Source organism: Rhizobium leguminosarum bv. viciae (genome assembly GCF_012276115.1).
Lineage (GTDB): Bacteria > Pseudomonadota > Alphaproteobacteria > Rhizobiales > Rhizobiaceae > Rhizobium > Rhizobium leguminosarum_T.
In genome coordinates this window covers 100,359-121,111 of sequence record NZ_WIEU01000005.1, presented here as the reverse complement: position 1 = coordinate 121,111, position 20,753 = coordinate 100,359, and the positions used below count along the sequence as shown (strand labels likewise).

Genomic DNA, 20,753 nt, shown 5'->3' with positions numbered 1-20,753 from the left:
GCAGAAATGAACCAGTCCCATTCCTTCCCGACCGACGATCCGCTCGACGGAGATACGCTGCATGAAGAATGCGGGGTTTTCGGTATTTTGGGACATCCCGATGCCGCCGCGCTCACGGCTCTCGGCCTGCATGCGCTTCAACATCGCGGACAGGAAGCGGCCGGCATCGTCTCCTTCGACGGCAAGCGCTTCTATCAAGAGCGCCACATGGGCCTTGTCGGCGACCACTATACCAATCCGATGACGCTTGCCCGCCTGCCCGGCAGCATTACCATCGGTCATACCCGCTACTCGACAACCGGCGAAGTGGCTATGCGCAACGTGCAGCCGCTCTTTGCCGAACTGGAAGAAGGCGGCATCGCCATTGCCCATAACGGCAATTTCACCAACGGCCTGACTCTGCGCCGCCAGATCATCGCGACCGGCGCCATCTGTCAGTCGACCTCCGACACCGAGGTCGTCCTCCACCTCATCGCCCGTTCCCGCCATGCTTCCACGTCCGACCGCTTCATCGACGCCATTCGCCAGATGGAAGGCGGCTATTCGATGCTCGCCATGACGCGCACCAAGCTGATTGCCGCGCGCGACCCGACCGGCATCCGCCCACTCGTCATGGGAGAATTCGACGGCAAGCCGATCTTCTGCTCGGAGACCTGCGCGCTCGACATTATCGGCGCCAAGTTCATCCGTGACGTTGAGAACGGCGAGGTTATCATCTGTGAAATCCAGCCCGACGGCTCGATCAGCATCGATGCGCGCAAGCCCAGCAAGCCGCAGCCGGAACGCCTCTGCCTGTTCGAATATGTCTATTTCGCTCGCCCGGACTCGGTGGTCGGTGGCCGCAACGTCTATACGACGCGCAAGAGCATGGGCATGAACCTCGCCAAGGAATCGCCCGTCGATGGCGACGTCATCGTGCCGGTGCCGGACGGCGGCACGCCGGCAGCGCTCGGCTATGCGCAGCAGAGCGGCATTCCCTTCGAATACGGCATCATCCGCAACCACTATGTCGGGCGCACCTTCATCGAGCCGACGCAGCAGATCCGCGCCTTCGGCGTAAAGCTGAAGCATTCGGCCAACCGGGCGATGATCGAAGGCAAGCGCGTGGTGCTGGTCGATGATTCCATCGTGCGCGGTACGACGTCTCTCAAGATCGTCCAGATGATCCGTGAAGCCGGGGCGCGCGAAGTCCATGTCCGCGTCGCAAGCCCGATGATCTTCTTCCCGGATTTCTACGGCATCGACACGCCCGATGCCGAAAAGCTGCTGGCAAACCAGTATGCCGATGTCGAAGCCATGGCCAAATATATCGGCGCGGATTCGCTCGCCTTCCTGTCGATCAACGGCCTCTATCGCGCTGTCGGCGGTGAGGATCGCAACCCGGCCCGGCCGCAGTTCACCGACCACTATTTTACCGGCGACTATCCGACCCGCCTGCTCGACAAGAACGGCGAGTCCATGGGCAACAAGATTTCCATGCTTGCCAGCAACGGCTGACACGGCGCGCCGGCTTTTCCATTGTCCCATCCCGAGGGGTTCAATCGCACCCCTCTCCCTTCGTGAGGGAACACGACATCATGAATATCAATCTTGACGGCAAGATCGCACTCGTCACCGGTGCGTCGCGTGGCATCGGCTATTTCACGGCGCTGGAGCTTGCCAAAGCCGGCGCCCATGTGATTGCCTGCGCACGCACGGTCGGCGGGCTTGAGGATCTCGACGATGCGATCAAGGCCGTAGGCGGCACGGCAACACTCGTGCCTTTCGACCTCGCCGACATGAATGCGATCGATGCGCTCGGCGGCTCGATCTTCGAGCGCTGGGGCAAGCTCGACATCCTCGTCGCCAATGCCGGCGTGCTCGGCGTCATTTCGCCGATCGGCCATATCGAAGCGAAAGTGTTCGAGAAGGTGATGACCATCAACGTCACCGCGACATGGCGGCTGATCCGCTCGGTCGACCCGCTGCTTGCCCGCTCGGATGCCGGCCGCGCGGTGATCCTGTCATCGGGTGCTGCCCACAAGTGCCGCCCCTTCTGGGGCGCCTATTCCGCTTCCAAGGCTGCGGTCGAAGCGCTGGCGCGCACATGGGCCGGCGAGAGCCAAAGCACCCCGCTGCGGGTCACCAGCGTCGATCCGGGGGCGACACGCACGGCGATGCGGGCGCAGGCGGTGCCCGGCGAAGATCCGCAGACGCTGCCGCATCCCTCCGAGGTCGCAAAGGCGATCCTGCCGTTGCTCGGGCCTGGTGTGACGGAGACGGGCAAGCTGTTCGTGGTACGGGAGAACAAGCTCGTCGATTACCGGCTGCCCGAATAGGCCGGCGTTTCAGATTGGCCGGACGTTTCAATTCGCTGCAACGGCGGGGAACAGATGCGCCAGGCCTGCTTCCGACGGGCATAGCGCATTCAGGTCAACCGGACCCTGGATGCCGTCCAAGGTGCCGTTATCGGCAAATTGCCAGATCGACCAACGGCTGCACTCTTCCTGCCTCGGCTCTCTGAACACGCTGCGCAGCCACAGATAGTGGTCGGGGAAGCGTGATTCATTGCCTTTCAGATATTGATCGAAGAACTCCTGCGTGACGTAGAAAATAGGCTTCTCCGGAAAAGTGTCGTTCAGCTCGGTGAAAAAGGCGTTCACTTCGGCAGCTATTTCCTCGAGCGTCGGGATCTTGTTGCAATTGCCGACAAACTCCAGATCGACGGCGATCGGCAGAGTTCCCTGCTCCTTCGGCACGGTCGCCAGGACATTCTGCGCCTGATCCTTGCCCGGGCGACAGAAGGTGAAGAAATGATAAGCGCCCCTGACCATTCCCGCATCTCCGGCGCGCTGCCAGTTGTCGGCGAACTTGGAATCCCGATGGTCTCCGCCTTCGGTCGCCTTCATGAAGGCGAAACGGACATTCGGCTGCGCGGCAACGACCTTCCAATCGATATCGCCCTGGTGATGGCTGACATCGATGCCTTGGATTGGATAGTTGCTGAGAGAGGGATTGTTGAAGCGAAGCATCCCGAAATCGTATGCGAAATATGCAGCGAATGCGACCACCAGAACCGCAGTCGCTCCGATCGTCGATCGCGCAAGTCTCCGCATCCCTTCCCCTTATTTTCAACAGCTTCTCAACTGGCTATGCGAGATTTGTGCTCCGAAAATGGCGGACGAATTTGAAGAGCGTGCTAATGGGTTTCAAAGACGTTGGTTGCTGCAATCGATTCACCAGATAGATGGATCCCGTTGCCGCTGGATCGCTCTTCGCCCCCTTGACCGGAAGCGCGAACCGGGCCATAAAACCCGCCATGAAAACGGTTATCTGCATTATCTGCCGGAAGATTATTCGCTAGCGCGAGCGCTGGCCCGGCCGTTTTCGTCTCCCAAATAGTCAAGATGCGAAACGCCCCGGTCCGCCGGTCGTGATATTTTTCTGATCGTGCATTTGGGAGAGTGAAATGGACGCGACGCCGGAACTGAAGCTGTACAACACGCTGACACGGGAAAAATCGGTCTTTTCGCCGATCGATCCCAACAATGTCCGCATGTATGTCTGCGGCCCGACCGTCTATGACTTCGCTCATATCGGCAATGCCCGGCCAGCCATCGTCTTCGATATGCTGTTCCGGCTGCTGCGCCATGTCTATGGCGAAGACCACGTCACTTATGCCCGCAACATCACCGACGTCGACGACAAGATCAATGCGCGGGCGCTTCGAGACCATCCGGGCCTGCCGCTCAATGAGGCGATCCGCGCGGTCACCGAAAAGACAGAGATGCAATATCACGCCGATGTCGCCGAACTCGGCTGCCTGGAGCCGAGCTTCGAGCCGCGCGCCACCGACAATATCGTTGAGATGACAGAGATCATCGAGAAGCTGATCGGCAACGGTCACGCCTATGTCGCATCAGGGGAAGTGCTGTTCGACACCAAATCCATGGCGGATTACGGTCAGCTTTCGAAGCGCCCGCTCGACGAGCAGCAGGCCGGCGCCCGCATTGCCGTCGACGCGCACAAGAAGAACCCGGGTGATTTCGTGCTCTGGAAGCTGTCGAGCCACAACGAACCCGGCTGGGAGAGCCCATGGGGCCGCGGCCGGCCCGGTTGGCACATCGAATGCTCGGCGATGAGCAAGCGTTATCTCGGCGACGTCTTCGACATTCATGGCGGCGGGCTGGACCTGATCTTCCCGCATCATGAAAACGAGATCGCCCAGTCGCGCTGCGCCCACGGCACGGAGGTGATGGCGAACGTCTGGATGCACAACGGCTTCCTGCAGGTCGAAGGGCGCAAGATGTCGAAATCCGAAGGCAATTTCGTCACCATCCACGAGTTGCTGCACACGGACATCTTCGGCGGCCGCAGCTGGCCGGGCCAGGTGCTGCGCCTTGCCATGCTGATGACGCACTATCGGCAGCCGATCGACTTCACCGTGGACAAACTTTTGGAAGCTAGACACTCGTTAATTAAGTTTTCAAGATGGGCGTTTGCTGCTGACGAAGTCGGCTTCCAACCTGACTACGACCGATTCGCACCGCACCCAGATATCCTGGAAGCACTTCTGGACGATCTTAATACCCATCGGGCAATAAGTTCACTCCACGAACAGGTTGCAATCCTCTCCGACAGATCGAGACAACAAGAGCCCAGCCATAATGAAAGACTCGCGCAATTTCGACAGTCGCTGCGTCTCTTGGGTTTAAAGGTACAGGCCGATGAAGTTGACGAAGCCGTTGCAATCGAGATCGATGTGCGAGTGAAGGCGCGACTGGAATTGTTAAAGGCGAAGAAATTTGCCGAAGCAGACAAGATCCGCGATACGCTGCTGGCCGAAGGCATTCAGCTGAAGGACGGAAAGGATCCGGAAACCGGCGAACGGTTAACGACGTGGGAGCTGAAGCGGTAGGATGGGTTGGGCGGCAAGAGATACCCCCCTCTGCCCTGCCGGGCATCTCCCCCACAAGGGGGGAGATCGGCAAGACGCGCCGGCTTCCCAAGATATCGACCGCGCGCTAATTGGCTTCGGCCATCTGAGGTGTTTGACTTGGGCGAGAGGCCGCTCCCATCCGATCTCCCCCCTTGTGGGGGAGATGCCCGGCAGGGCAGAGGGGGGTGCCGCCGCAGCCCCGTCACGTCATAGCGAGAGGCAAGCCATGCCGCATACACCAGTTCCGCCCCAACGGCGAGCGAACGCCCGGCGCATGCGCAAAGCTCTGACCGATGCGGAATTGAAACTTTGGAACGAGCTCCGCGCCCATCGCCTGATGGGCCTGAGCTTCCGCCGACAAATGCCGATCGCCGGTTATATCGTTGATTTCGCATGCCCCACCCATCGCCTTATCGTCGAGATAGACGGCTCGCAGCAGGCCCTGGCCCCGAACGTCTCCTACGATGACTTCAGGACTCAACGTCTCCACGCGGACGGCTGGACCGTTCTGCGCTTCTGGAACGATGATATCCTCCGAGATATCGACAACGTGTGCAGCCACATCATCCGCATCATCGGAAAGGACCTGCCATGACCACCTATACCGGCGGCTGCCAATGCGGAGCGATCCGTTTCCGGGTCAGCGGCGACATCAAGGATTCGTCGATCTGTCATTGCCGTATGTGCCAGAAGGCGTTCGGTGCTTATTATGCGCCGCTGGTCTCGGTGCGCGGCGCCGATTTCGAATGGACACGCGGCAAGCGAAAAAAATTCCGCTCTTCCAATTTCGTCGAGCGCGGCTTCTGCGGCGATTGCGGCACGCCGCTCACCTATGAGGCGCCGGATGGAATGGCGATTGCCGCGGGCGCGTTTGACGATCCTTCGGCGTTTCCGCCGGTGGTGCAATTCGGTATCGAAGGCAAGATCGGTTTCGTCGATCATCTGCACGAATTGCCGGGGCACCGGACGGAGGAGGACGCGCAGGCTGCCCCCTTCCTGCTCGAGCTCGTCTCCTACCAGCATCCCGATCATGAGACGCAGGCATGGCCACCGAAGGAGCTCGGATGACGGCGGAATCAGACAGAAGCGGCGGGTGCCAGTGCGGGGCGGTGCGTTACCACGCCAAAGGCGAACTCGGCTATCCCCATCTTTGCCATTGCCGCATGTGCCAGAAGGCGGCGGGCAATTATTTCATGCCGCTTGCAGGCGTGATGCGCAGCGATTTTACCTTCACTCGCGGCGCCCCGAAATGGTTTCAGTCCTCGGATCTGGTGCGGCGCGGTTTCTGCGGCGATTGCGGCACGCCGCTGTTCTACGACATTCCCGAAGCGGACTCGATCAACCTCACGCTCGGCTCGCTCGACGATCCCGATGCGGTCAAGCCGGTGATGCAATCGAACACCGGCCGCAGGATGTCCTGGTTTCACGCGCTTGACGGCCTGCCGCAGGAACCAGAACCTGAAACATCCGACCGCGAGAATGCGATCGCGGCAAGCAACCATCAGCACCCCGACCACGACACGAAAAGCTGGCCCTTCGGAGAAAGCTCATGACGGACACGATAAAAACAGGCGGATGCCAGTGCGGCGCTGTGCGCTTCCGCATATCAGGCAGATTGGGGCGACCCTCGATCTGCCATTGCCGCATGTGTCAGAAGCAGTTCGGCGGTTTCTTCTCGGCGCTCGTTACCGCGCCTGAGGAAGGAATGGAATGGACGCGCGGCGAGCCGAGCTATTTTCAGTCCTCGGTCAATATCGAACGCGGCTTCTGCAGCAATTGCGGCACGCCGATGACCTATCGTCATCCCGGCGGGCTGGAACTTGCGATTGGCACTTTCGACGACCGCAGCGATCTCGCTCCGCTGATCCAGGTCAATTACGAGGCCCGCCTGCCCTGGGTGGAGACGATTTTCGAGGCGCCGGTGCTGAAGGATCAGGATTTCTACGCACGGCAGGAGGCGATCATCTCCTTCCAGCATCCCGACCACGACACCGAAGTGTGGCCCGCAAAAGGCGTGAAGATATGACCGAGATGTTGCGCACCCTCTATCCCGAAATCGAACCCTACGCTTCCGGCCATCTCGATGTCGGCGACGGCCATGTGATCTATTGGGAGCGCTCTGGAACGCCCGGCGCCAAGCCTGCCGTCTTCCTGCATGGCGGTCCGGGCGGCGGCATCTCGCCCGCCCACCGCCGGCTTTTCGATCCCACTCTCTACGACGTCATGCTGTTCGACCAGCGCGGTTGCGGCAGATCGACGCCGCATGCCGAACTCCATGCCAACACGACCTGGCACCTCGTCGCCGATATCGAGCGGCTGCGCAAGATGGTTGGCGTCGACAGCTGGCAGGTGTTCGGCGGCTCCTGGGGCTCGACGCTGGCGCTCGCCTATGCCGAGACGCATCCGGAGCACGTGTCCGAGCTTATCCTGCGCGGCATCTATACGCTGACCAAGGCCGAGCTCGACTGGTACTACCAATTCGGCGTCTCGGAAATGTTCCCTGACAAGTGGGAGCGGTTCATCGCTCCCATTCCTAGGGAAGAGCGGCATGAGATGATGCATGCCTATCATCGTCGCCTGACGCATGAGGACAGGAACGTGCGCCTCGCGGCCGCGCAGGCCTGGAGCATCTGGGAAGGCGAAACGATTACGCTGCTGCCGGAACCGTCGACGAGCGGCAAGTTCGAGGAGCCGGAATTCGCTTATGCATTTGCGCGCATCGAAAACCATTTCTTCGTCCATGCCGGCTGGATGGACGAGGGACAGTTGATCCGCGATGCCGGCAGGCTCAGGGATATTCCGGGCGTCATCGTACATGGACGCTACGACATGCCCTGCCCGGCCAAATATGCCTGGCTGCTGCACAAGGCCTGGCCGAAGGCAGAGTTCCACCTGATAGAGGGCGCGGGCCATGCCTATTCCGAGCCGGGGATTCTCGATCAGCTGATCCGGGCGACGGATAAGTTTGCCGGGAAGCAAGACTGATCGTTGGCATTGGGGGCAGCCCCTCACGCTAACCCTCTCCCCGCCTGCGGGGAGAGGGGACGTGCTCCGCGATACGGTGCGGCATGTTCCTTCTCCCCGTCATAACGGGGAGAAGGTGGCGGCAGCCGGATGAGGGGCAGCATCCGCACTTCATAACAACCCGCCTAGCGGGAGGAAACGACATGAAAGAACGCATCTATCTCTTCGACACGACGCTCCGGGACGGGCAGCAGACGCCCGGCATCGATTTTTCCGTCGAGGACAAGATTGCGATCGCCGCCATGCTGGACGAATTCGGCATCGATTACGTCGAGGGCGGATATCCCGGCGCCAACCCGACGGATACCGCTTTTTTCAGCGAGAAGCGCACCAGCCAGGCCAGTTTCGTCGCCTTTGGGATGACGAAGCGGGCGGGCGTTTCGGTCTCCAACGATCCCGGCATTGCCGGGCTGCTGCAGGCAAAATCCGACGCCATCTGTTTCGTCGCCAAGAGCTGGGATTATCACGTCGCGGTGGCGCTCGGCTGCACCAACGAGGAAAACCTCGAATGCATCGCCGAAAGCGTCAAGGCGGCGGTTGGCGCGGGCAAGGAGGCGATCGTCGATTGCGAGCATTTCTTCGACGGCTTCAAGGCCAATCCGGCCTATGCGCTCGCCTGCGCCAAGACGGCCTATGAGAGCGGCGCCCGCTGGGTCGTGCTCTGCGACACCAATGGCGGCACGCAGCCGCCCGAGGTGCGCGCCATCGTCGAGGCGGTGATCGCCTCAGGCGTTCCCGGCCACTGTCTTGGCATCCATGCGCATAACGACACCGGCCAGGCGGTCGCCAATTCGCTTGCCGCGGTCGACGCCGGCGTCCGGCAGATCCAGGGCACGCTCAACGGTATCGGCGAGCGCTGCGGCAATGCCAATCTGGTGACACTGATCCCGACGCTGGCGCTGAAGAACGCCTACAACACACGTTTCGAAACGACGATCGACGAGGAGCGGCTGCTCAACCTCACCCGGCTCTCGCATGCCTTCGACGAGCTGCTCAACCGCTCGCCCGACCACCAGATGCCCTATGTCGGCGCTTCCGCCTTTGCCACCAAGGCCGGCATTCATGCATCGGCGCTGCTCAAGGATCCGCGGACCTATGAACACGTGCCGCCGGAAACCGTCGGCAACTTCCGCAAGGTCATGGTCTCCGACCAGGGCGGCAAGGCGAACTTCATCAATGCGCTGAAACGGCGCGGCATCGAGGTCGCCAAGGACGATCCGAAGCTCGACCTGCTGATCTCGATCGTCAAGGAACGTGAATCCATCGGCTATGCTTATGAGGGCGCGGATGCGAGCTTCGAGCTGCTGGCGCGCCGCACGCTCGGCACGATCCCGGAATTCTTCACCATCGAAGGCTTCCGCGTGATGATAGAGCGCCGCTTCGACAGTCTTGGCCGTGTGAAGATCGTCTCGGAGGCGGTGGTCAAGATCACCATCGACGGCCAGACGCTGATGTCGGTTGCCGATGCCGAAGGCCCGGTCAACGCACTCGACCTCGCGCTGCGCAAGGATTTCGGCAAGTACCAGCACGAGATCGACGATCTGGTGCTCGCCGATTTCAAGGTCCGTATCCTCAATGGCGGCACGGAGGCAATCACCCGCGTGCTGATCGAATCCACCGACAGCGACGGTGTACGCTGGTGGACGGTCGGCGTCTCGGAGAACATCATCGACGCTTCGTTCCAGGCGCTGATGGATTCGGTCATCTACAAGCTGATGAAGAACCGGCAGCTGGCGGGCAAGATCGCGGCGGAATAAACCTGTTCCGCGGCTCGGCGACGGGGTCGGTCCCAGCCCTCGCCCGAATATTATTCGCTTCCTTCGGACTCCGGCTTCCAGCGCAGGGAGCCGGATCATCGCGTCGTCTCCCGCTTCAAATCCTCTCACCCTTCATTCAACGAAATGAATTGGCCTATTCACGGCGCTTAAGCTAGGCCGGATCAGAAGAAGAACAAAGATGGAAACACCGATGTCGACCGATGCATCCGTTCCGTTGGCCAAGAACGAAGACAGTCCGCGCGGGTTCGCCTTCGCGCTGACGGCCTATCTGCTCTGGGGCTTCCTCCCGATCTATATGAAGGCGGTGGCGCATATCTCGCCGGCCGAGGTGATCGCCCATCGCATCGTCTGGTCGCTGCCGCTGGCGGGAATCGTGCTAATCGTGCTCGGGCGCACGCAGGACATCCGCGCAGCACTCAGGTCGCCGCGCATGCTGGCGATGGCGGCGCTGACCGCGTCGCTGATCACCGTCAACTGGGGCACCTATGTCTGGGCGATCGGCGCCGGCCATTCGCTCGATGCAGCACTCGGTTATTTCATCAATCCGCTGTTCAGCATCTTCCTCGGCGCGGTGTTCCTGAAGGAAAAGCTGCAGCCGCTGCAGATCGCGGCGATCGCGCTTGCGGCGCTTGCCGTCGCCATTCTCGCACTGGACAGCGGCGGCATCCCGTGGGTGGCGCTGACGCTGGCGGTCAGCTGGGGTTTTTACGCCCTGTTGCGCAAGACGCTGCCGCTCGGGCCGAACCAGGGATTCTTCCTCGAAGTGCTGATCCTCAGCGGGCCGGCCCTCCTCTACATCCTCTATCTCGAATTCGGCGGCCAGGGTCACCTCTACCGCACCGGTCTTGCAGATACGACCCTGCTGCTCGGTTGCGGCGTCATCACCGCCGTGCCGCTGATGATCTATGCAAACGGCGCCAAGCTCTTGAAACTCTCAACGATCGGCATCATGCAGTATATCGCGCCGACGATGATCTTCCTGATCGCGGTCTTCGTCTTCCACGAGCCATTCGGCACGGCGCGCATGATCGCCTTCCCGCTGATCTGGGCGGGGCTGTTCCTCTATAGCTGGTCGATGCTGAAGGGAAGCCGGGGGCGCTAAAGGCAACAGACCTACATCTTCGAAATCACCTCGTCCTCGCCGTCACGGTCGGCGGCGAGCTGGGCTGCCTGGGCCATGATCGCCGGAATGATGCCGGAGATCTCGTCGACGACGAGTGGTTGCACCCGGTGCGCGGTGTGCAGGAAGCCTTCTTCGGTCATATGGCGCATCAGTTCCATCATCGGATCCCAGAAACCGTTGACGTTGGCAAAGACCATCGGCTTCTCGTGGCGGCCGAGCTGCGCCCAGGTCATGATCTCGACGATCTCCTCCAGCGTACCGATGCCGCCGGGCAGCGCGACGAAGGCATCGGAGCGCTCGAACATGGTGTGTTTGCGCGCATGCATGTCAGGGGTTACAATGAGTTCGTTGAGCTGACCGAGCGAGTGGCGAGTCGCTTCCATATCGATCAGGAATTCGGGGATAATGCCCGTGACCTGACCGCCGCCTGAAAGCACGCCGCTGGCAACCGCGCCCATGATGCCTTTGGTCCCCCCGCCATAGACGAGGCGCAGGCCGTATTCGGCGATCTCTCTTCCGAGAGCACGCCCGGCCGCCATGTGGGAAGGATCGCCTCCCGGCCTGGAGCCGCAGTAAACGCAGATGGATCGAATCGATACAGATTGTTCGGTCATAGAGGCAAACAACTATTCCATTTCAATGCAGTCAAGAAAATTGACTGAAAAGCAGCGTGCCTAGCTTGCCGAATTGCTTTGAATGCTTGTGAAAAGCAACGGGAATCGCTAGCAATTTTGGTTACTACGGCAAATTGCCGCTCTGGGAGACATAATGATGAAGAACCGTGCCGGCTTGCTGGCTCTTGCAGTCCTCGCAATCGCAATCCTACTGATGGTGTTTGTCGTCATGCCGCGCATCGGCGGCGATGCAACCAAGGTCGGCGATGCCATCAACCAGGCGAGCACGGAGGTCAAGAACACGGTTAACGAGGCGGCAAAGACATCGCGCTCCGCCGTGGGCGACGCGGCAGCGGTCGCCGACCAGGTCGGTCGCCTTTCGGCCGATGCCGGCGTATCGCTCAGCGAGCTCAAGGCGCTGTTTGCCGACGGCAAAGGTCCGGCCATCGATGTCTTCACTGCCGCCAAGACCAAGGCCGTGAACGCGCTGACCGCGCTTGCCGATTTCACCATTCCCGAGGGCCTCGATCCCGCGACCCAGACCTTTGCCGCCAAGGCCAAGGTCGGTGGCGCGAACGCACTCGCCATCGTCCGGTCGCTGCCCGAGAACATCGCCGATGCGCTTGCCGCGATCGCCAAGGCCGAGGTTGCGCTGACCGGTGCGCCGGAGACCGCCCCTGGGGCGAATACGGCAGCGGAAAATACCGGCCCGAAGCTTCCGGCCTTCGACGTATTGCGCGTCGAGCCCGACGGATCGACGGTGATTGCCGGTTCCGCCGAACCGAACGGCAAGCTCGAGGTGCTCGACGGCGAGAAGGTGGTGACGACGGCCAATGTCGATGCGAGCGGCGATTTTGCTGCCGTTCTCGACGATCCGCTTCCGGCCGGCGACCACCAGCTCGTGCTCAAGTTCACGGGCAAGGACGGCAAGAGCACGCTTTCCGAAGAAGTCGCGACCATTTCCGTGCCGAAGGACGGCAATGGTGCCAATCTGCTCGCCATGGTTTCCAAACCCGGCGCGGCGAGCCGCATCATCACCGCGCCGAAGGCCGGAACCGAAGTTGCCGATGCCTCCAATCCGATGGCGCCGCCTGCGGACAAGCCGGCAACCGGCGAAAGCTCGGCTACGCCTGCACCAACCGGCGAGCTGGCGCTGCAGACGCCGAACCTCACCGATACCCCCTCCGGTAGCGCTGATACGGCACCGGCCATTCCCGGCACCGCAGCACCGGATAAGACGAATGTGCCCGACGTGATGGTCAACGCCGTCGAGATCGAAGGCAACAAGATCTTCATTGCCGGCACGACACGCGCCAATGCCAAGGTCATCGGTTATGCCGACGACAGCCTCGTCGGCCAGGACACAGCCGGCTCCGACGGCCATTTCGTCATCGACGGTGTGGTGGCGCTCTCGGTCGGCGACCATAAGATCCGCGTCGATGTCGTTGATCCCACAGGCAAGGTCATCGTGCGCGCGGCGGTGAATTTCAATCGCCCGGCCGGCGATCAGGTGAGGGTCGCCGCGCAATCGGTCCCCGCCGACACCAACGGCGCTTCCTCGATGGTGCCGCTCGACGAAGGCGAACTCGGCAAACTCAAAGCCGAAGTTGGCAAGGCCTTCGGCCTGCTGAAGGGGCTGTTTGCCGATGGCAAGCTGCCCGGCGCCGAACAGCTTGCGGCGGCGCGCTCGGCAACGGAATTCGCGCTGCGCTCGGTCGCCGACTTCCGCCCGGCGGCCGATGCGCCCGATGCCTTCAGGCTAACGTCCGGCTCGGCGTCGCAGGTCGCCAGCAATGCGCTGAAGCTGCTGCAGGGCCTGCCTGGGGATGCGAAGTCCGTCGGCGCCGCACTCGAAAAACTGGGCGGGATGATCGCCGAACTCACCGCTGCACCCGCGCCGGCAACGCCATCTGCAAACGATGTCGGAAGCAACCAGCCGAAGACGATCGAACAGGCGCCGCTGACGGCAAACAATGCGGCGGTCATCATTCGCCGCGGCGACACGCTGTGGCAGATCTCGCGCCGCACCTATGGCCTCGGCGTTCGTTACACGACGATCTACATCGCCAACGAGGACAAGATCATCAATCCCGATCGCATCCGCCCTGGCCAGATTTTCGGCCTGCCGAAGGATGTCCTGCCGAATGCCGAAGAGCTGCACCGCAAGCGCATGTCCGGCCAGCATCTCTAAGCTGCAAAACAACGCGACGCGGCCGGGCGGGATAAGCGCCCGGCCTCGTCGTTTCCTTACGCCAGCAATTGTTGTATTCGTCCGCCCGGCACCCTATCTGGCGGTGGCGGCTGCGGGATATGGGAAGCGCTTTCAGGTAGGTCCCGGTTCCGCGCTCCTGCCGCCATCGAATCGCCGCAATCGCGGCAAGCTCATCCGGGCTGGAGACAAGCATGGCAAACGGCAAGACAGTCTCGGAATCCAACCTGCCGCAGACGCTTCTCAACCTTTGGCCCTATATGTGGCCGGCCGGCCGGCCCGACCTGAAAATGCGCGTCGTCTGGGCTTCGGTCTACCTGCTGATCTCCAAATTCGTACTGCTGCTCGTTCCCTATTTCTTCAAATGGTCGACCGATGCGCTGAACGGCAGGATGGATCTTGCCGGCTCAGTGCCACCGCTGCTGGCCGGCGCCATCGCGCTGGTGATTGCCTATAACATCACCCGGCTGATCCAGCTCGGCCTCAACCAGCTGCGCGACGCGCTCTTTGCCAGCGTCGGACAACATGCGGTGCGCCAGCTCGCCTACAGGACCTTCGTGCACATGCACGAGCTGTCGCTGCGCTTCCATCTCGAGCGCAAGACCGGCGGGCTGTCGCGCATCATCGAGCGCGGTACCAAGGGTATCGAGACGATCGTGCGCTTCACGATCCTCAATTCGGTCCCGACCGTCATCGAATTCGTGCTGACGGCGGTGATCTTCTGGTGGGGCTACGGCTTCTCCTATCTCGCCGTTACCGCCTTTACCGTCTGGGCCTATATCTGGTTCACGATCCGCGCATCCGACTGGCGCATCGCCATCCGCCGGTCGATGAACGACAGCGATACCGACGCCAACACGAAAGCGATCGACTCTCTCCTCAATTTCGAGACCGTCAAGTATTTTGGCAATGAGGAGATGGAGGCAAAGCGTTTCGACAAATCGATGGAACGCTACGAGAAGGCGGCAACCGATGTCTGGACCTCGCTCGGCTGGCTGAACTTCGGCCAGGGCGTCATCTTCGGCATCGGCACGACTATCATGCTGGTGCTGTCGGCGCTGGCCGTGCAGCGCGGCGAGCAGACGGTCGGCGATTTCGTCTTCGTCAATTCGATGCTGCTGCAGCTTTCCGTACCGCTCAACTTCATCGGCTTCGTCTACCGCGAAATCCGCCAGGGGCTGACCGATATCGAGCAGATGTTCGATTTGCTTGAGGTGCAGACCGAAGTCAAAGACGCGCCTGATGCGACCGAACTTCGGATCGGCCACGGCGCGATCTCCTTCAAGGACGTTCACTTCGCCTATGATGCGGCCCGTCCGATCCTGAAGGGTATTTCCTTCGAGGTGCCGGCCGGTAAGACGGTCGCCGTCGTCGGCCCGTCGGGTGCGGGCAAATCGACGCTGTCGCGCCTGCTCTATCGTTTCTACGATATCCAGAGCGGCGCAATCACCGTCGACGGTCAGGATATCCGCACGGTGACGCAGAAGAGCCTGCGCTCGGTGATCGGCATGGTGCCGCAGGATACCGTGCTCTTCAACGACACGGTCGCCTACAACATCCGCTATGGCCGCACATCGGCCAGCGACGGCGAGGTCTTTGCCGCCGCCGAGGTGGCGCAGATCGCGCATTTCATCGAAACGCTGCCCGAGGGCTTCGAAACCAAGGTCGGCGAGCGCGGGCTAAAGCTTTCGGGCGGCGAGAAGCAGCGGGTGGCGATCGCCCGCACCATCCTCAAGGCGCCACCGATCCTGATCCTCGACGAGGCGACATCGGCGCTCGACACGACAACGGAGCGGGAAATCCAGGAGGCACTCGACCTGGTTTCGAAGAACCGCACGACGCTTGTTATCGCCCACCGGCTTTCGACTGTCATCAGCGCCGATGAAATCATCGTGCTCAAAAGCGGCGAGATCGCCGAGCGCGGAACACATGCCGCCCTCCTCGAAAGGAACGGCCTTTATGCTTCGATGTGGAACCGCCAGCGCGAGGCGACACAGGCGGAGGAACATCTGAAGCAGGTGCGCGAAAGCGACGACCTCGGCGTGATTACGCGGCTTGCTCCGGCAAGCTGACAAGGGAAACCGACGCCGGCCGGCTTTTGTTGTTTAGAACCGCGGCGCGGGAACCAGGGCCGAGGCCACAGCATTGCCCCAGAGACGGTTTTTCGCTAACCAGCAAAAATGAAAACGCAAGGAGACCGGCAGCCATGAGCCTGTTCAACACGGTTCGCAACACGATCGTCCCCGTGCACAAGGAGGGTTATCCCTTCGTTGCCGCCTTCTTCGTCGCGTCGCTGGTCCTGGGCTGGATATTCAAGCCGCTCTTCTGGATCGGCATGATCTTCACGCTCTGGTGCGCTTATTTCTTCCGTGATCCGGAGCGCGTGACCCCGCAGGACGACGACCTGGTGATCTCTCCCGCCGATGGCAAGGTCTCGGCGATCCAGATGGTGACCCCGCCGGCCGAGCTCAACCTTGGCTCCGAGCCGATGCTGCGCATCTCCGTCTTCATGAACGTCTTCAATTGCCATGTGAACCGGGCGCCGATGCGCGGGCGCATCGTCAGCATCAACTACCGCTCGGGCAGCTTCGTCAACGCCGAGCTCGACAAGGCGAGCGAAGACAATGAGCGCAACGGGCTGGTGATCGAAACCGGCCACGGCCAGATCGGCGTCGTGCAGATCGCCGGCCTCGTCGCACGGCGCATCCTCTGCTGGGCAAACCCCAACGAGCCGGTGGATGCCGGCGAGCGCTTCGGACTGATCCGTTTCGGCTCGCGGCTCGACGTGTTCCTGCCTGCCGGTGCTGCGCCACGCGTCTCGCTCGGCCAGACGGCGGTTGCGGGAGAAACCGTCATCGCCGAATTCGCCTCCGCCAAGGGTCCCGTCATCAGCCGCCGCAGTTAAAGCGGTTCAGCTTTCGCGGAAGTGACCGCTGCGCAGTTTTGCTGGAATTGCTTTAGGAACGATTGGAACGCGATATGGAAACGCCTTTTCCGCCTTTCGAGCCCAATGGGCCGGATGATTCCGCCCGCGGCCCACGTCTGCGCGAAATCCCGCTCCGGCTCGTCTTTCCGAACCTCATCACCATTCTGGCAATCTGCGCCGGGCTGACCGGCATCCGGCTGGCTTTCGAGAATCGTTACGAGCTCGCCGTCGCCATGGTGCTGCTCGCCGCCTTCCTCGACGGTATCGACGGGCGCGTGGCGCGGCTGATGAAGGCGACCTCGAAGTTCGGTGCGCAGATGGATTCGCTTGCCGACATCGTCAATTTCGGCGTCGCACCCGCCCTCGTCGTTTATGTCTTCGCGCTCGACCAGGCGCGTTCGCTCGGCTGGATCGCCGCCCTGATCTATGCGATCGCCGCCGGGCTTCGCCTTGCCCGGTTCAATGTCATGGCCGAACGCGAGAACAAGGCGAGCTGGCAATCGGAATATTTCGTCGGCGTGCCGGCGCCGGCCGGCGCCATGCTGGTGCTGCTGCCGGTCTATCTCGGCTTCCTCGGGCTGGCGACGGACCGCACCTTCGCCTATCTCTCGTCGATCTACACCGTGCTCATCGCCTTCCTGCTGATCAGCCGGCTGCCGGTCTGGTCGGGCAAATCGGAAGGCAACCGCTTGCGGCGCGATCTCGTGCTGCCGATGATGCTCGGTGTCGTGCTCTATGTGGCTCTGCTGATGAGCTACACATGGGAGGTGATGGTCTTCACCGTTGCCGCCTACCTCATATCGCTTCCCTTCGGCGCGCGGAAATGGCGGCGGAAATACGGGACGCTGACGATCGAGGAACCGGGCGTCGGCGATGACGATATCGGCCGGCACATCTGATCACCGAGCATTTCCGGATTTCTCCAAAGCGCGTCGCGATCTTTCAGATTCGCCCTCGCGCTTTAGCTCTTTGTTTTTACGCATGTCGTTTTCGCAAAACTGCTGCACACTTTTGCGCGACATGCTTTAAATGACGGAAATGCTTCTCTCCCTTCGTTCTGAGGGATCTCGGGAAAAGCATACGTTTTCCCCGGAGAAAAAGCGTGCGCTTATCCGGCTGTTCCGCATTTTCCCGAGAAGACCGCTTTCGCACTTTTATTGGAACGGCTCTCTTCAGTAAGTATTAACCAACGTAGGCTTCAGTTAAGCCTCGCGAATTATGGTGCGCGTTTACAAATCCTGATGAGCGACGCCCCCATTTTGTCGCTATTCGTGACGAAACATCGGACTATAAAATGCCCAGGGAAGAACCACGTAGGGAGAGTATCGTGACTTCGAAGACGAGCAGTACCGGCGAACAGCAAGCGGCCAAGCCAGACCTCGCCGCCAACTATCGCCCCGTAGGCCTGAAGGCTGTTGCCGCAGCATCGCTGATGGCGAAGCATAAGCCGACCAGCGTCAAAAAGTCCGCTTGAAGCGGAAGGCTTCAAATTGGAGCCATGCATGCTCTCGGGTTACATCCGTCAGGCACCGCTGACGAAGTGAATGACGAGGCGATCGCCGGAATCTCCTGACAACGCTCTGGCGGCACAAGCACAACCCGAAAAACCTGATGGACGAAGCGATGCATCGCCGCCGTCTATGTGACACGTCGGCGCTGATAGATCGCCGACGGCCCTGCTGGTGCGGCGGATGGTGTTCAGAAGAAGCTGAGTTGGCCGTCGTCAGGCTTTTGCTTCTCCGGCGCCTTCAACGGCTTTTCGATGACGACCGGCTCCTGCAGGTCGGGACCCATATTGGCAACCTTGTTGACCTTGTCGGAGACCGGTACGGCTTCGAAGAAATCATCCTGAACCGGCTGCATCAGGTCGACCACCTCGCGCGGTTCCTGCGTCTTGCAATCGAGCCAGCGCGTGAAATCCTCGGGTTTGATGACGACGGGCATGCGATCGTGGATCGCCGATATGGCTGAATTGGCCGATGTTGTCAGGATCGCGCCGGTATCGACCTCGGAACCGTCGGCAGAAGACCATGTCTCCATCAGCCCGGCAAAGGCAATGACCCCGCCTTGGCGCGGCCTGATCCAGTAGGCCTGCGGCCGCTCACCGCTTTCTTTCGACGGGCGATGCCATTCATAGAAACCGGAGGCCGGAATGAGCACGCGGCGATGACGCATGGCGGCGCGAAAAGAGGCCTTGCCGATTGCGGTTTCGGAGCGCGCGTTGATCAGCAGCGGGAAATCTCTCGGATCCTTGACCCAGCCCGGCGTGAGGCCCCAGCGCACGAGCACGGCGCGCCGGTCGGCCAAGTTGCTGCCCTGCTCCCTGCCCTCGCCTGATATGACGACGAGGATCGGCTGCGTCGGCGCGATGTTGTAGCGCGCCGGAAAATCGTCGAGATCGAGACCGGAGAAGACGTCGCTCAGGTCGACGCTGGAGACTGTCAGGGCGAAACGTCCACACATCGGCCTGTCTTTACACCCGGCTCGTATCCGGTCAAGACGCCTCAGCCTCTCGGCGCGAAGAGGATGAGGCTGGCGCCGACAAGGCAGATCAGCGCACCGCCGATATCGTAACGATCCGGCACGCGGGCTTCGACCAGCCACAGCCAGAGCAGCGAAGCGAGGATGTAGATGCCGCCATAGGCTGCGAAGGTGCGGCCGGCGGCCTCGCTCGGCACCAACGTCAGAAGCCAGGCGAAAAGCGCCAGGGAGATCATGCCCGGCGCCAGCCACCAGATGGATTTTTCGAGCTTCAGCCATGCCCAGAAGGCGAAGCAGCCGGCGATCTCGAAGACTGCGGCAAAGGCGTAGATGATGTAGGTCACGGAAGCACCTTTCGAATCCCCGTCGCACTATTCCTCCGATAAGATGGGTCATCACAGCAAGAGTAGCCTCGGATGATCTCCACCGCCAAAGCCGCCTCCTCCGCCATTCTCGAACGCGACGGACGATTCCTCCTCGTGTTGCGGCGCAATCCGCCTTCCGCTGACATGTATGCCTTTCCCGGCGGGCGGGCCGAGCTCGGCGAAACGCCGGAGCAAACGGCATTGCGCGAACTCCATGAAGAGACCGGCATTTCGGCACGTAATCCGCGGCTGTTTTCGACCCACGACCTGAAGACGCATGCGGCCGACGGCAGCGTCAAGAGCCATTTCCTGCTGTCGGTCTTTCGCGTCGATGCGGATCGGGATGCCGTGGCGGAAGCCGCCGACGATGCGGCAGCCCTCGGCTGGTACACGGTGGAGGAAATCCGGCAATTGCCCGTGCCGCAGAGCGTGCTCGAATGCGCGGAGCGGCTGGCGGGCGGCGAATAGACGTGGAAACTTTGAACCACGCCTTGTTGCCGTCATGCTGAGCGTATCAACTGCGAGCATGATTCCCGTTCGACGCGTTTTTCTGTCCCTGCTCGTTCTTGCCGGCCCCACGATGGCGCAGGGCAAGAATACGCCGCCTCCACAGGAGGAGGAGATTGCACCGCCGATCGTGAGCGTGCCCTATGACGACAAGCTGGCGCGGTTCGCCGAGGTGCTGGGCTCGGTGCATTATCTGAGAACGCTCTGCAAGGCGGCGGGCGGCGACGATTGGCGAAACGGCATGCAGCAGCTGCTCGATTCGGAGACCGGCAACGAGCCGCAGCGCAAGGAAAAGCTGACAGCAGCTTTCAATCGCGGCTATCGCGCCTTCGCCTCGGTCTATACGGATTGCACCCCGGCGGCCATCGTGGCAGAAGAGCGCTACCGTAACGAAGGTGCAACACTTGCCACAGAAATTACCTCGCGCTTTGGAAATTGACGTTTAATTAACCTGTTTTCGCAAGCGGACGTGTCGTTTTGGGAAAAGGCTGTTAGTGTTGTTAACTGTGCAGTAAGACATGAGAAGTTCTGAGGAAAAGACAATGGAAGCAAGCCTCAACGACATCGACGACATGATCGTCCACGAAAAGATGCAGGCAGCTCTGGAGTACCAGAACGAGGCTTGGGCCGACGGCATGGCCGACGGGATCGAGCCTGAAATCATCGCTGATGCTGCCATTGCACATGCGCTGCGCGAGACGATCAGATTGCATGGGGAAAAGAGCGCCGAAGCCCTGCTGGATTCGCTGCGTGAGCGCATGCTTGCCGGCGAATTCTCGGCGAACCGCACCCTGCAATAATTGTTATC

General features: G+C 61.2%; 23 protein-coding genes. 19 read left to right on the top strand and 4 right to left on the bottom strand.

The features are described from left to right. Positions 1–6: 6 nt before the first annotated feature. Entirely contained in the window at positions 7–1,497 is a 1,491-nt protein-coding gene (gene purF, locus GFM02_RS11610; protein WP_017993519.1) for an amidophosphoribosyltransferase, read from the top strand. 80 nt (positions 1,498–1,577) lie between these two features. Continuing rightward, positions 1,578–2,318 carry an SDR family NAD(P)-dependent oxidoreductase gene (locus GFM02_RS11605; protein WP_168321755.1) on the top strand — a complete coding sequence of 247 codons (741 nt, stop codon included), beginning with the start codon at positions 1,578–1,580 and terminating at the stop codon, positions 2,316–2,318. Positions 2,319–2,345: 27 nt separating this feature from the next. Here the strand turns inward: GFM02_RS11605 and GFM02_RS11600 are convergent, their stop codons facing one another. After that, entirely contained in the window at positions 2,346–3,095 is a 750-nt protein-coding gene (locus GFM02_RS11600) for a glycoside hydrolase family 25 protein (protein WP_168321754.1), read from the bottom strand. Here GFM02_RS11600 and GFM02_RS11595 point away from each other — a divergent pair. The 9 genes from GFM02_RS11595 to rarD all read left to right on the top strand — a co-directional run bounded on the left by GFM02_RS11595 (position 2,998) and on the right by rarD (position 10,822). Then, positions 2,998–3,381 carry a hypothetical protein gene (locus GFM02_RS11595; RefSeq protein ID WP_168321692.1) on the top strand — a complete coding sequence of 128 codons (384 nt, stop codon included), beginning with the start codon at positions 2,998–3,000 and terminating at the stop codon, positions 3,379–3,381. The genes GFM02_RS11600 and GFM02_RS11595 overlap by 98 nt on opposite strands. Positions 3,382–3,448: 67 nt before the next feature. Continuing rightward, positions 3,449–4,897, top strand: a complete 1,449-nt coding sequence (gene cysS / locus GFM02_RS11590; protein ID WP_168321753.1) for a cysteine--tRNA ligase — start codon at positions 3,449–3,451, stop codon at positions 4,895–4,897. A gap of 247 nt (positions 4,898–5,144) precedes the next feature. Then, complete coding sequence (locus GFM02_RS11585; protein WP_168321752.1) at positions 5,145–5,513, top strand: endonuclease domain-containing protein; 369 nt, start codon at positions 5,145–5,147, stop codon at positions 5,511–5,513. Next, positions 5,510–5,986, top strand: coding sequence for a GFA family protein (locus tag GFM02_RS11580; protein ID WP_168321751.1), 477 nt, complete (start codon positions 5,510–5,512; stop codon positions 5,984–5,986). The genes GFM02_RS11585 and GFM02_RS11580 overlap by 4 nt, the downstream gene beginning before the upstream one ends. Further along, positions 5,983–6,471 (top strand): GFA family protein, encoded by a 489-nt coding sequence (locus GFM02_RS11575; RefSeq protein WP_168321750.1) that lies wholly within the window; start codon positions 5,983–5,985, stop codon positions 6,469–6,471. Before GFM02_RS11580 ends, GFM02_RS11575 begins: the two co-directional genes overlap by 4 nt. Continuing rightward, entirely contained in the window at positions 6,468–6,944 is a 477-nt protein-coding gene (locus tag GFM02_RS11570) for a GFA family protein (RefSeq protein WP_020049338.1), read from the top strand. The genes GFM02_RS11575 and GFM02_RS11570 overlap by 4 nt, the downstream gene beginning before the upstream one ends. Beyond that, on the top strand, positions 6,941–7,903 hold the full coding sequence (pip, locus tag GFM02_RS11565) for a prolyl aminopeptidase (RefSeq protein WP_168321749.1): 963 nt from the start codon (positions 6,941–6,943) through the stop codon (positions 7,901–7,903). Before GFM02_RS11570 ends, pip begins: the two co-directional genes overlap by 4 nt. A 182-nt stretch (positions 7,904–8,085) precedes the next feature. After that, complete coding sequence (gene cimA, locus GFM02_RS11560; protein WP_168321748.1) at positions 8,086–9,699, top strand: citramalate synthase; 1,614 nt, start codon at positions 8,086–8,088, stop codon at positions 9,697–9,699. 211 nt (positions 9,700–9,910) lie between these two features. Then, positions 9,911–10,822, top strand: coding sequence for an EamA family transporter RarD (rarD, locus tag GFM02_RS11555; protein ID WP_026265122.1), 912 nt, complete (start codon positions 9,911–9,913; stop codon positions 10,820–10,822). Positions 10,823–10,833: 11 nt separating this feature from the next. On the opposite strand, the gene GFM02_RS11550 is transcribed toward rarD, so the two are convergent. Next, positions 10,834–11,457 (bottom strand): TIGR00730 family Rossman fold protein, encoded by a 624-nt coding sequence (locus tag GFM02_RS11550; protein ID WP_020049334.1) that lies wholly within the window; start codon positions 11,455–11,457, stop codon positions 10,834–10,836. A gap of 154 nt (positions 11,458–11,611) precedes the next feature. Between GFM02_RS11550 and GFM02_RS11545 the strand changes: the two genes are divergently transcribed. The 5 genes from GFM02_RS11545 to GFM02_RS11525 all read left to right on the top strand — a co-directional run bounded on the left by GFM02_RS11545 (position 11,612) and on the right by GFM02_RS11525 (position 18,066). After that, positions 11,612–13,648: a LysM peptidoglycan-binding domain-containing protein gene (locus GFM02_RS11545; protein WP_168321747.1), complete on the top strand. Its 2,037-nt coding sequence runs from the start codon at positions 11,612–11,614 to the stop codon at positions 13,646–13,648. A gap of 212 nt (positions 13,649–13,860) precedes the next feature. Continuing rightward, positions 13,861–15,738, top strand: a complete 1,878-nt coding sequence (locus GFM02_RS11540) for an ABCB family ABC transporter ATP-binding protein/permease (protein WP_168321746.1) — start codon at positions 13,861–13,863, stop codon at positions 15,736–15,738. After that, the gene (locus tag GFM02_RS11535) at positions 15,636–16,571 is read left to right on the top strand and encodes a phosphatidylserine decarboxylase (RefSeq protein WP_348643962.1); all 936 of its coding nucleotides are present in this window, start codon (positions 15,636–15,638) and stop codon (positions 16,569–16,571) included. The genes GFM02_RS11540 and GFM02_RS11535 overlap by 103 nt, the downstream gene beginning before the upstream one ends. Before the next feature lie 74 nt (positions 16,572–16,645). Next, a complete protein-coding gene (gene pssA / locus GFM02_RS11530; protein WP_168284141.1) occupies positions 16,646–17,491 on the top strand; it encodes a CDP-diacylglycerol--serine O-phosphatidyltransferase in 846 nt (281 codons plus the stop codon). A gap of 428 nt (positions 17,492–17,919) precedes the next feature. Beyond that, positions 17,920–18,066, top strand: a complete 147-nt coding sequence (locus tag GFM02_RS11525) for a hypothetical protein (protein WP_017959783.1) — start codon at positions 17,920–17,922, stop codon at positions 18,064–18,066. A 224-nt stretch (positions 18,067–18,290) separates the two neighbouring features. Here the strand turns inward: GFM02_RS11525 and GFM02_RS11520 are convergent, their stop codons facing one another. Further along, positions 18,291–19,055, bottom strand: a complete 765-nt coding sequence (locus GFM02_RS11520; RefSeq protein WP_168321745.1) for an SOS response-associated peptidase — start codon at positions 19,053–19,055, stop codon at positions 18,291–18,293. Positions 19,056–19,096: 41 nt separating this feature from the next. Then, on the bottom strand, positions 19,097–19,417 hold the full coding sequence (locus GFM02_RS11515) for a YnfA family protein (RefSeq protein WP_065279458.1): 321 nt from the start codon (positions 19,415–19,417) through the stop codon (positions 19,097–19,099). Between the two features lie 72 nt (positions 19,418–19,489). Between GFM02_RS11515 and GFM02_RS11510 the strand changes: the two genes are divergently transcribed. The 3 genes from GFM02_RS11510 to GFM02_RS11500 all read left to right on the top strand — a co-directional run bounded on the left by GFM02_RS11510 (position 19,490) and on the right by GFM02_RS11500 (position 20,745). Further along, complete coding sequence (locus GFM02_RS11510; RefSeq protein WP_168321744.1) at positions 19,490–19,906, top strand: NUDIX hydrolase; 417 nt, start codon at positions 19,490–19,492, stop codon at positions 19,904–19,906. A 34-nt stretch (positions 19,907–19,940) separates the two neighbouring features. After that, positions 19,941–20,384: a TIGR02301 family protein gene (locus GFM02_RS11505; RefSeq protein ID WP_168321743.1), complete on the top strand. Its 444-nt coding sequence runs from the start codon at positions 19,941–19,943 to the stop codon at positions 20,382–20,384. A 103-nt stretch (positions 20,385–20,487) separates the two neighbouring features. Then, on the top strand, positions 20,488–20,745 hold the full coding sequence (locus tag GFM02_RS11500; protein WP_003546972.1) for a hypothetical protein: 258 nt from the start codon (positions 20,488–20,490) through the stop codon (positions 20,743–20,745). Positions 20,746–20,753 lie beyond the last annotated feature (8 nt).

Bases quoted from the DNA above. Each gene is read 5' to 3' on its own strand.
- rarD (WP_026265122.1), top strand. From the start codon at position 9,911: ATGTCGACCGATGCATCCGTTCCGTTGGCCAAGAACGAAGACAGTCCG.
- GFM02_RS11585 (WP_168321752.1), top strand. From the start codon at position 5,145: ATGCCGCATACACCAGTTCCGCCCCAACGGCGAGCGAACGCCCGGCGC.
- pip (WP_168321749.1), top strand. From the start codon at position 6,941: ATGACCGAGATGTTGCGCACCCTCTATCCCGAAATCGAACCCTACGCT.
- GFM02_RS11505 (WP_168321743.1), top strand. From the start codon at position 19,941: ATGCTGAGCGTATCAACTGCGAGCATGATTCCCGTTCGACGCGTTTTT.
- GFM02_RS11545 (WP_168321747.1), top strand. From the start codon at position 11,612: ATGATGAAGAACCGTGCCGGCTTGCTGGCTCTTGCAGTCCTCGCAATC.
- GFM02_RS11550 (WP_020049334.1), bottom strand. From the start codon at position 11,457: ATGACCGAACAATCTGTATCGATTCGATCCATCTGCGTTTACTGCGGC.
- GFM02_RS11510 (WP_168321744.1), top strand. From the start codon at position 19,490: ATGATCTCCACCGCCAAAGCCGCCTCCTCCGCCATTCTCGAACGCGAC.
- GFM02_RS11575 (WP_168321750.1), top strand. From the start codon at position 5,983: ATGACGGCGGAATCAGACAGAAGCGGCGGGTGCCAGTGCGGGGCGGTG.
- GFM02_RS11605 (WP_168321755.1), top strand. From the start codon at position 1,578: ATGAATATCAATCTTGACGGCAAGATCGCACTCGTCACCGGTGCGTCG.
- cimA (WP_168321748.1), top strand. From the start codon at position 8,086: ATGAAAGAACGCATCTATCTCTTCGACACGACGCTCCGGGACGGGCAG.
- cysS (WP_168321753.1), top strand. From the start codon at position 3,449: ATGGACGCGACGCCGGAACTGAAGCTGTACAACACGCTGACACGGGAA.
- purF (WP_017993519.1), top strand. From the start codon at position 7: ATGAACCAGTCCCATTCCTTCCCGACCGACGATCCGCTCGACGGAGAT.
- pssA (WP_168284141.1), top strand. From the start codon at position 16,646: ATGGAAACGCCTTTTCCGCCTTTCGAGCCCAATGGGCCGGATGATTCC.
- GFM02_RS11540 (WP_168321746.1), top strand. From the start codon at position 13,861: ATGGCAAACGGCAAGACAGTCTCGGAATCCAACCTGCCGCAGACGCTT.
- GFM02_RS11570 (WP_020049338.1), top strand. From the start codon at position 6,468: ATGACGGACACGATAAAAACAGGCGGATGCCAGTGCGGCGCTGTGCGC.
- GFM02_RS11520 (WP_168321745.1), bottom strand. From the start codon at position 19,055: ATGTGTGGACGTTTCGCCCTGACAGTCTCCAGCGTCGACCTGAGCGAC.
- GFM02_RS11500 (WP_003546972.1), top strand. From the start codon at position 20,488: ATGGAAGCAAGCCTCAACGACATCGACGACATGATCGTCCACGAAAAG.
- GFM02_RS11580 (WP_168321751.1), top strand. From the start codon at position 5,510: ATGACCACCTATACCGGCGGCTGCCAATGCGGAGCGATCCGTTTCCGG.
- GFM02_RS11600 (WP_168321754.1), bottom strand. From the start codon at position 3,095: ATGCGGAGACTTGCGCGATCGACGATCGGAGCGACTGCGGTTCTGGTG.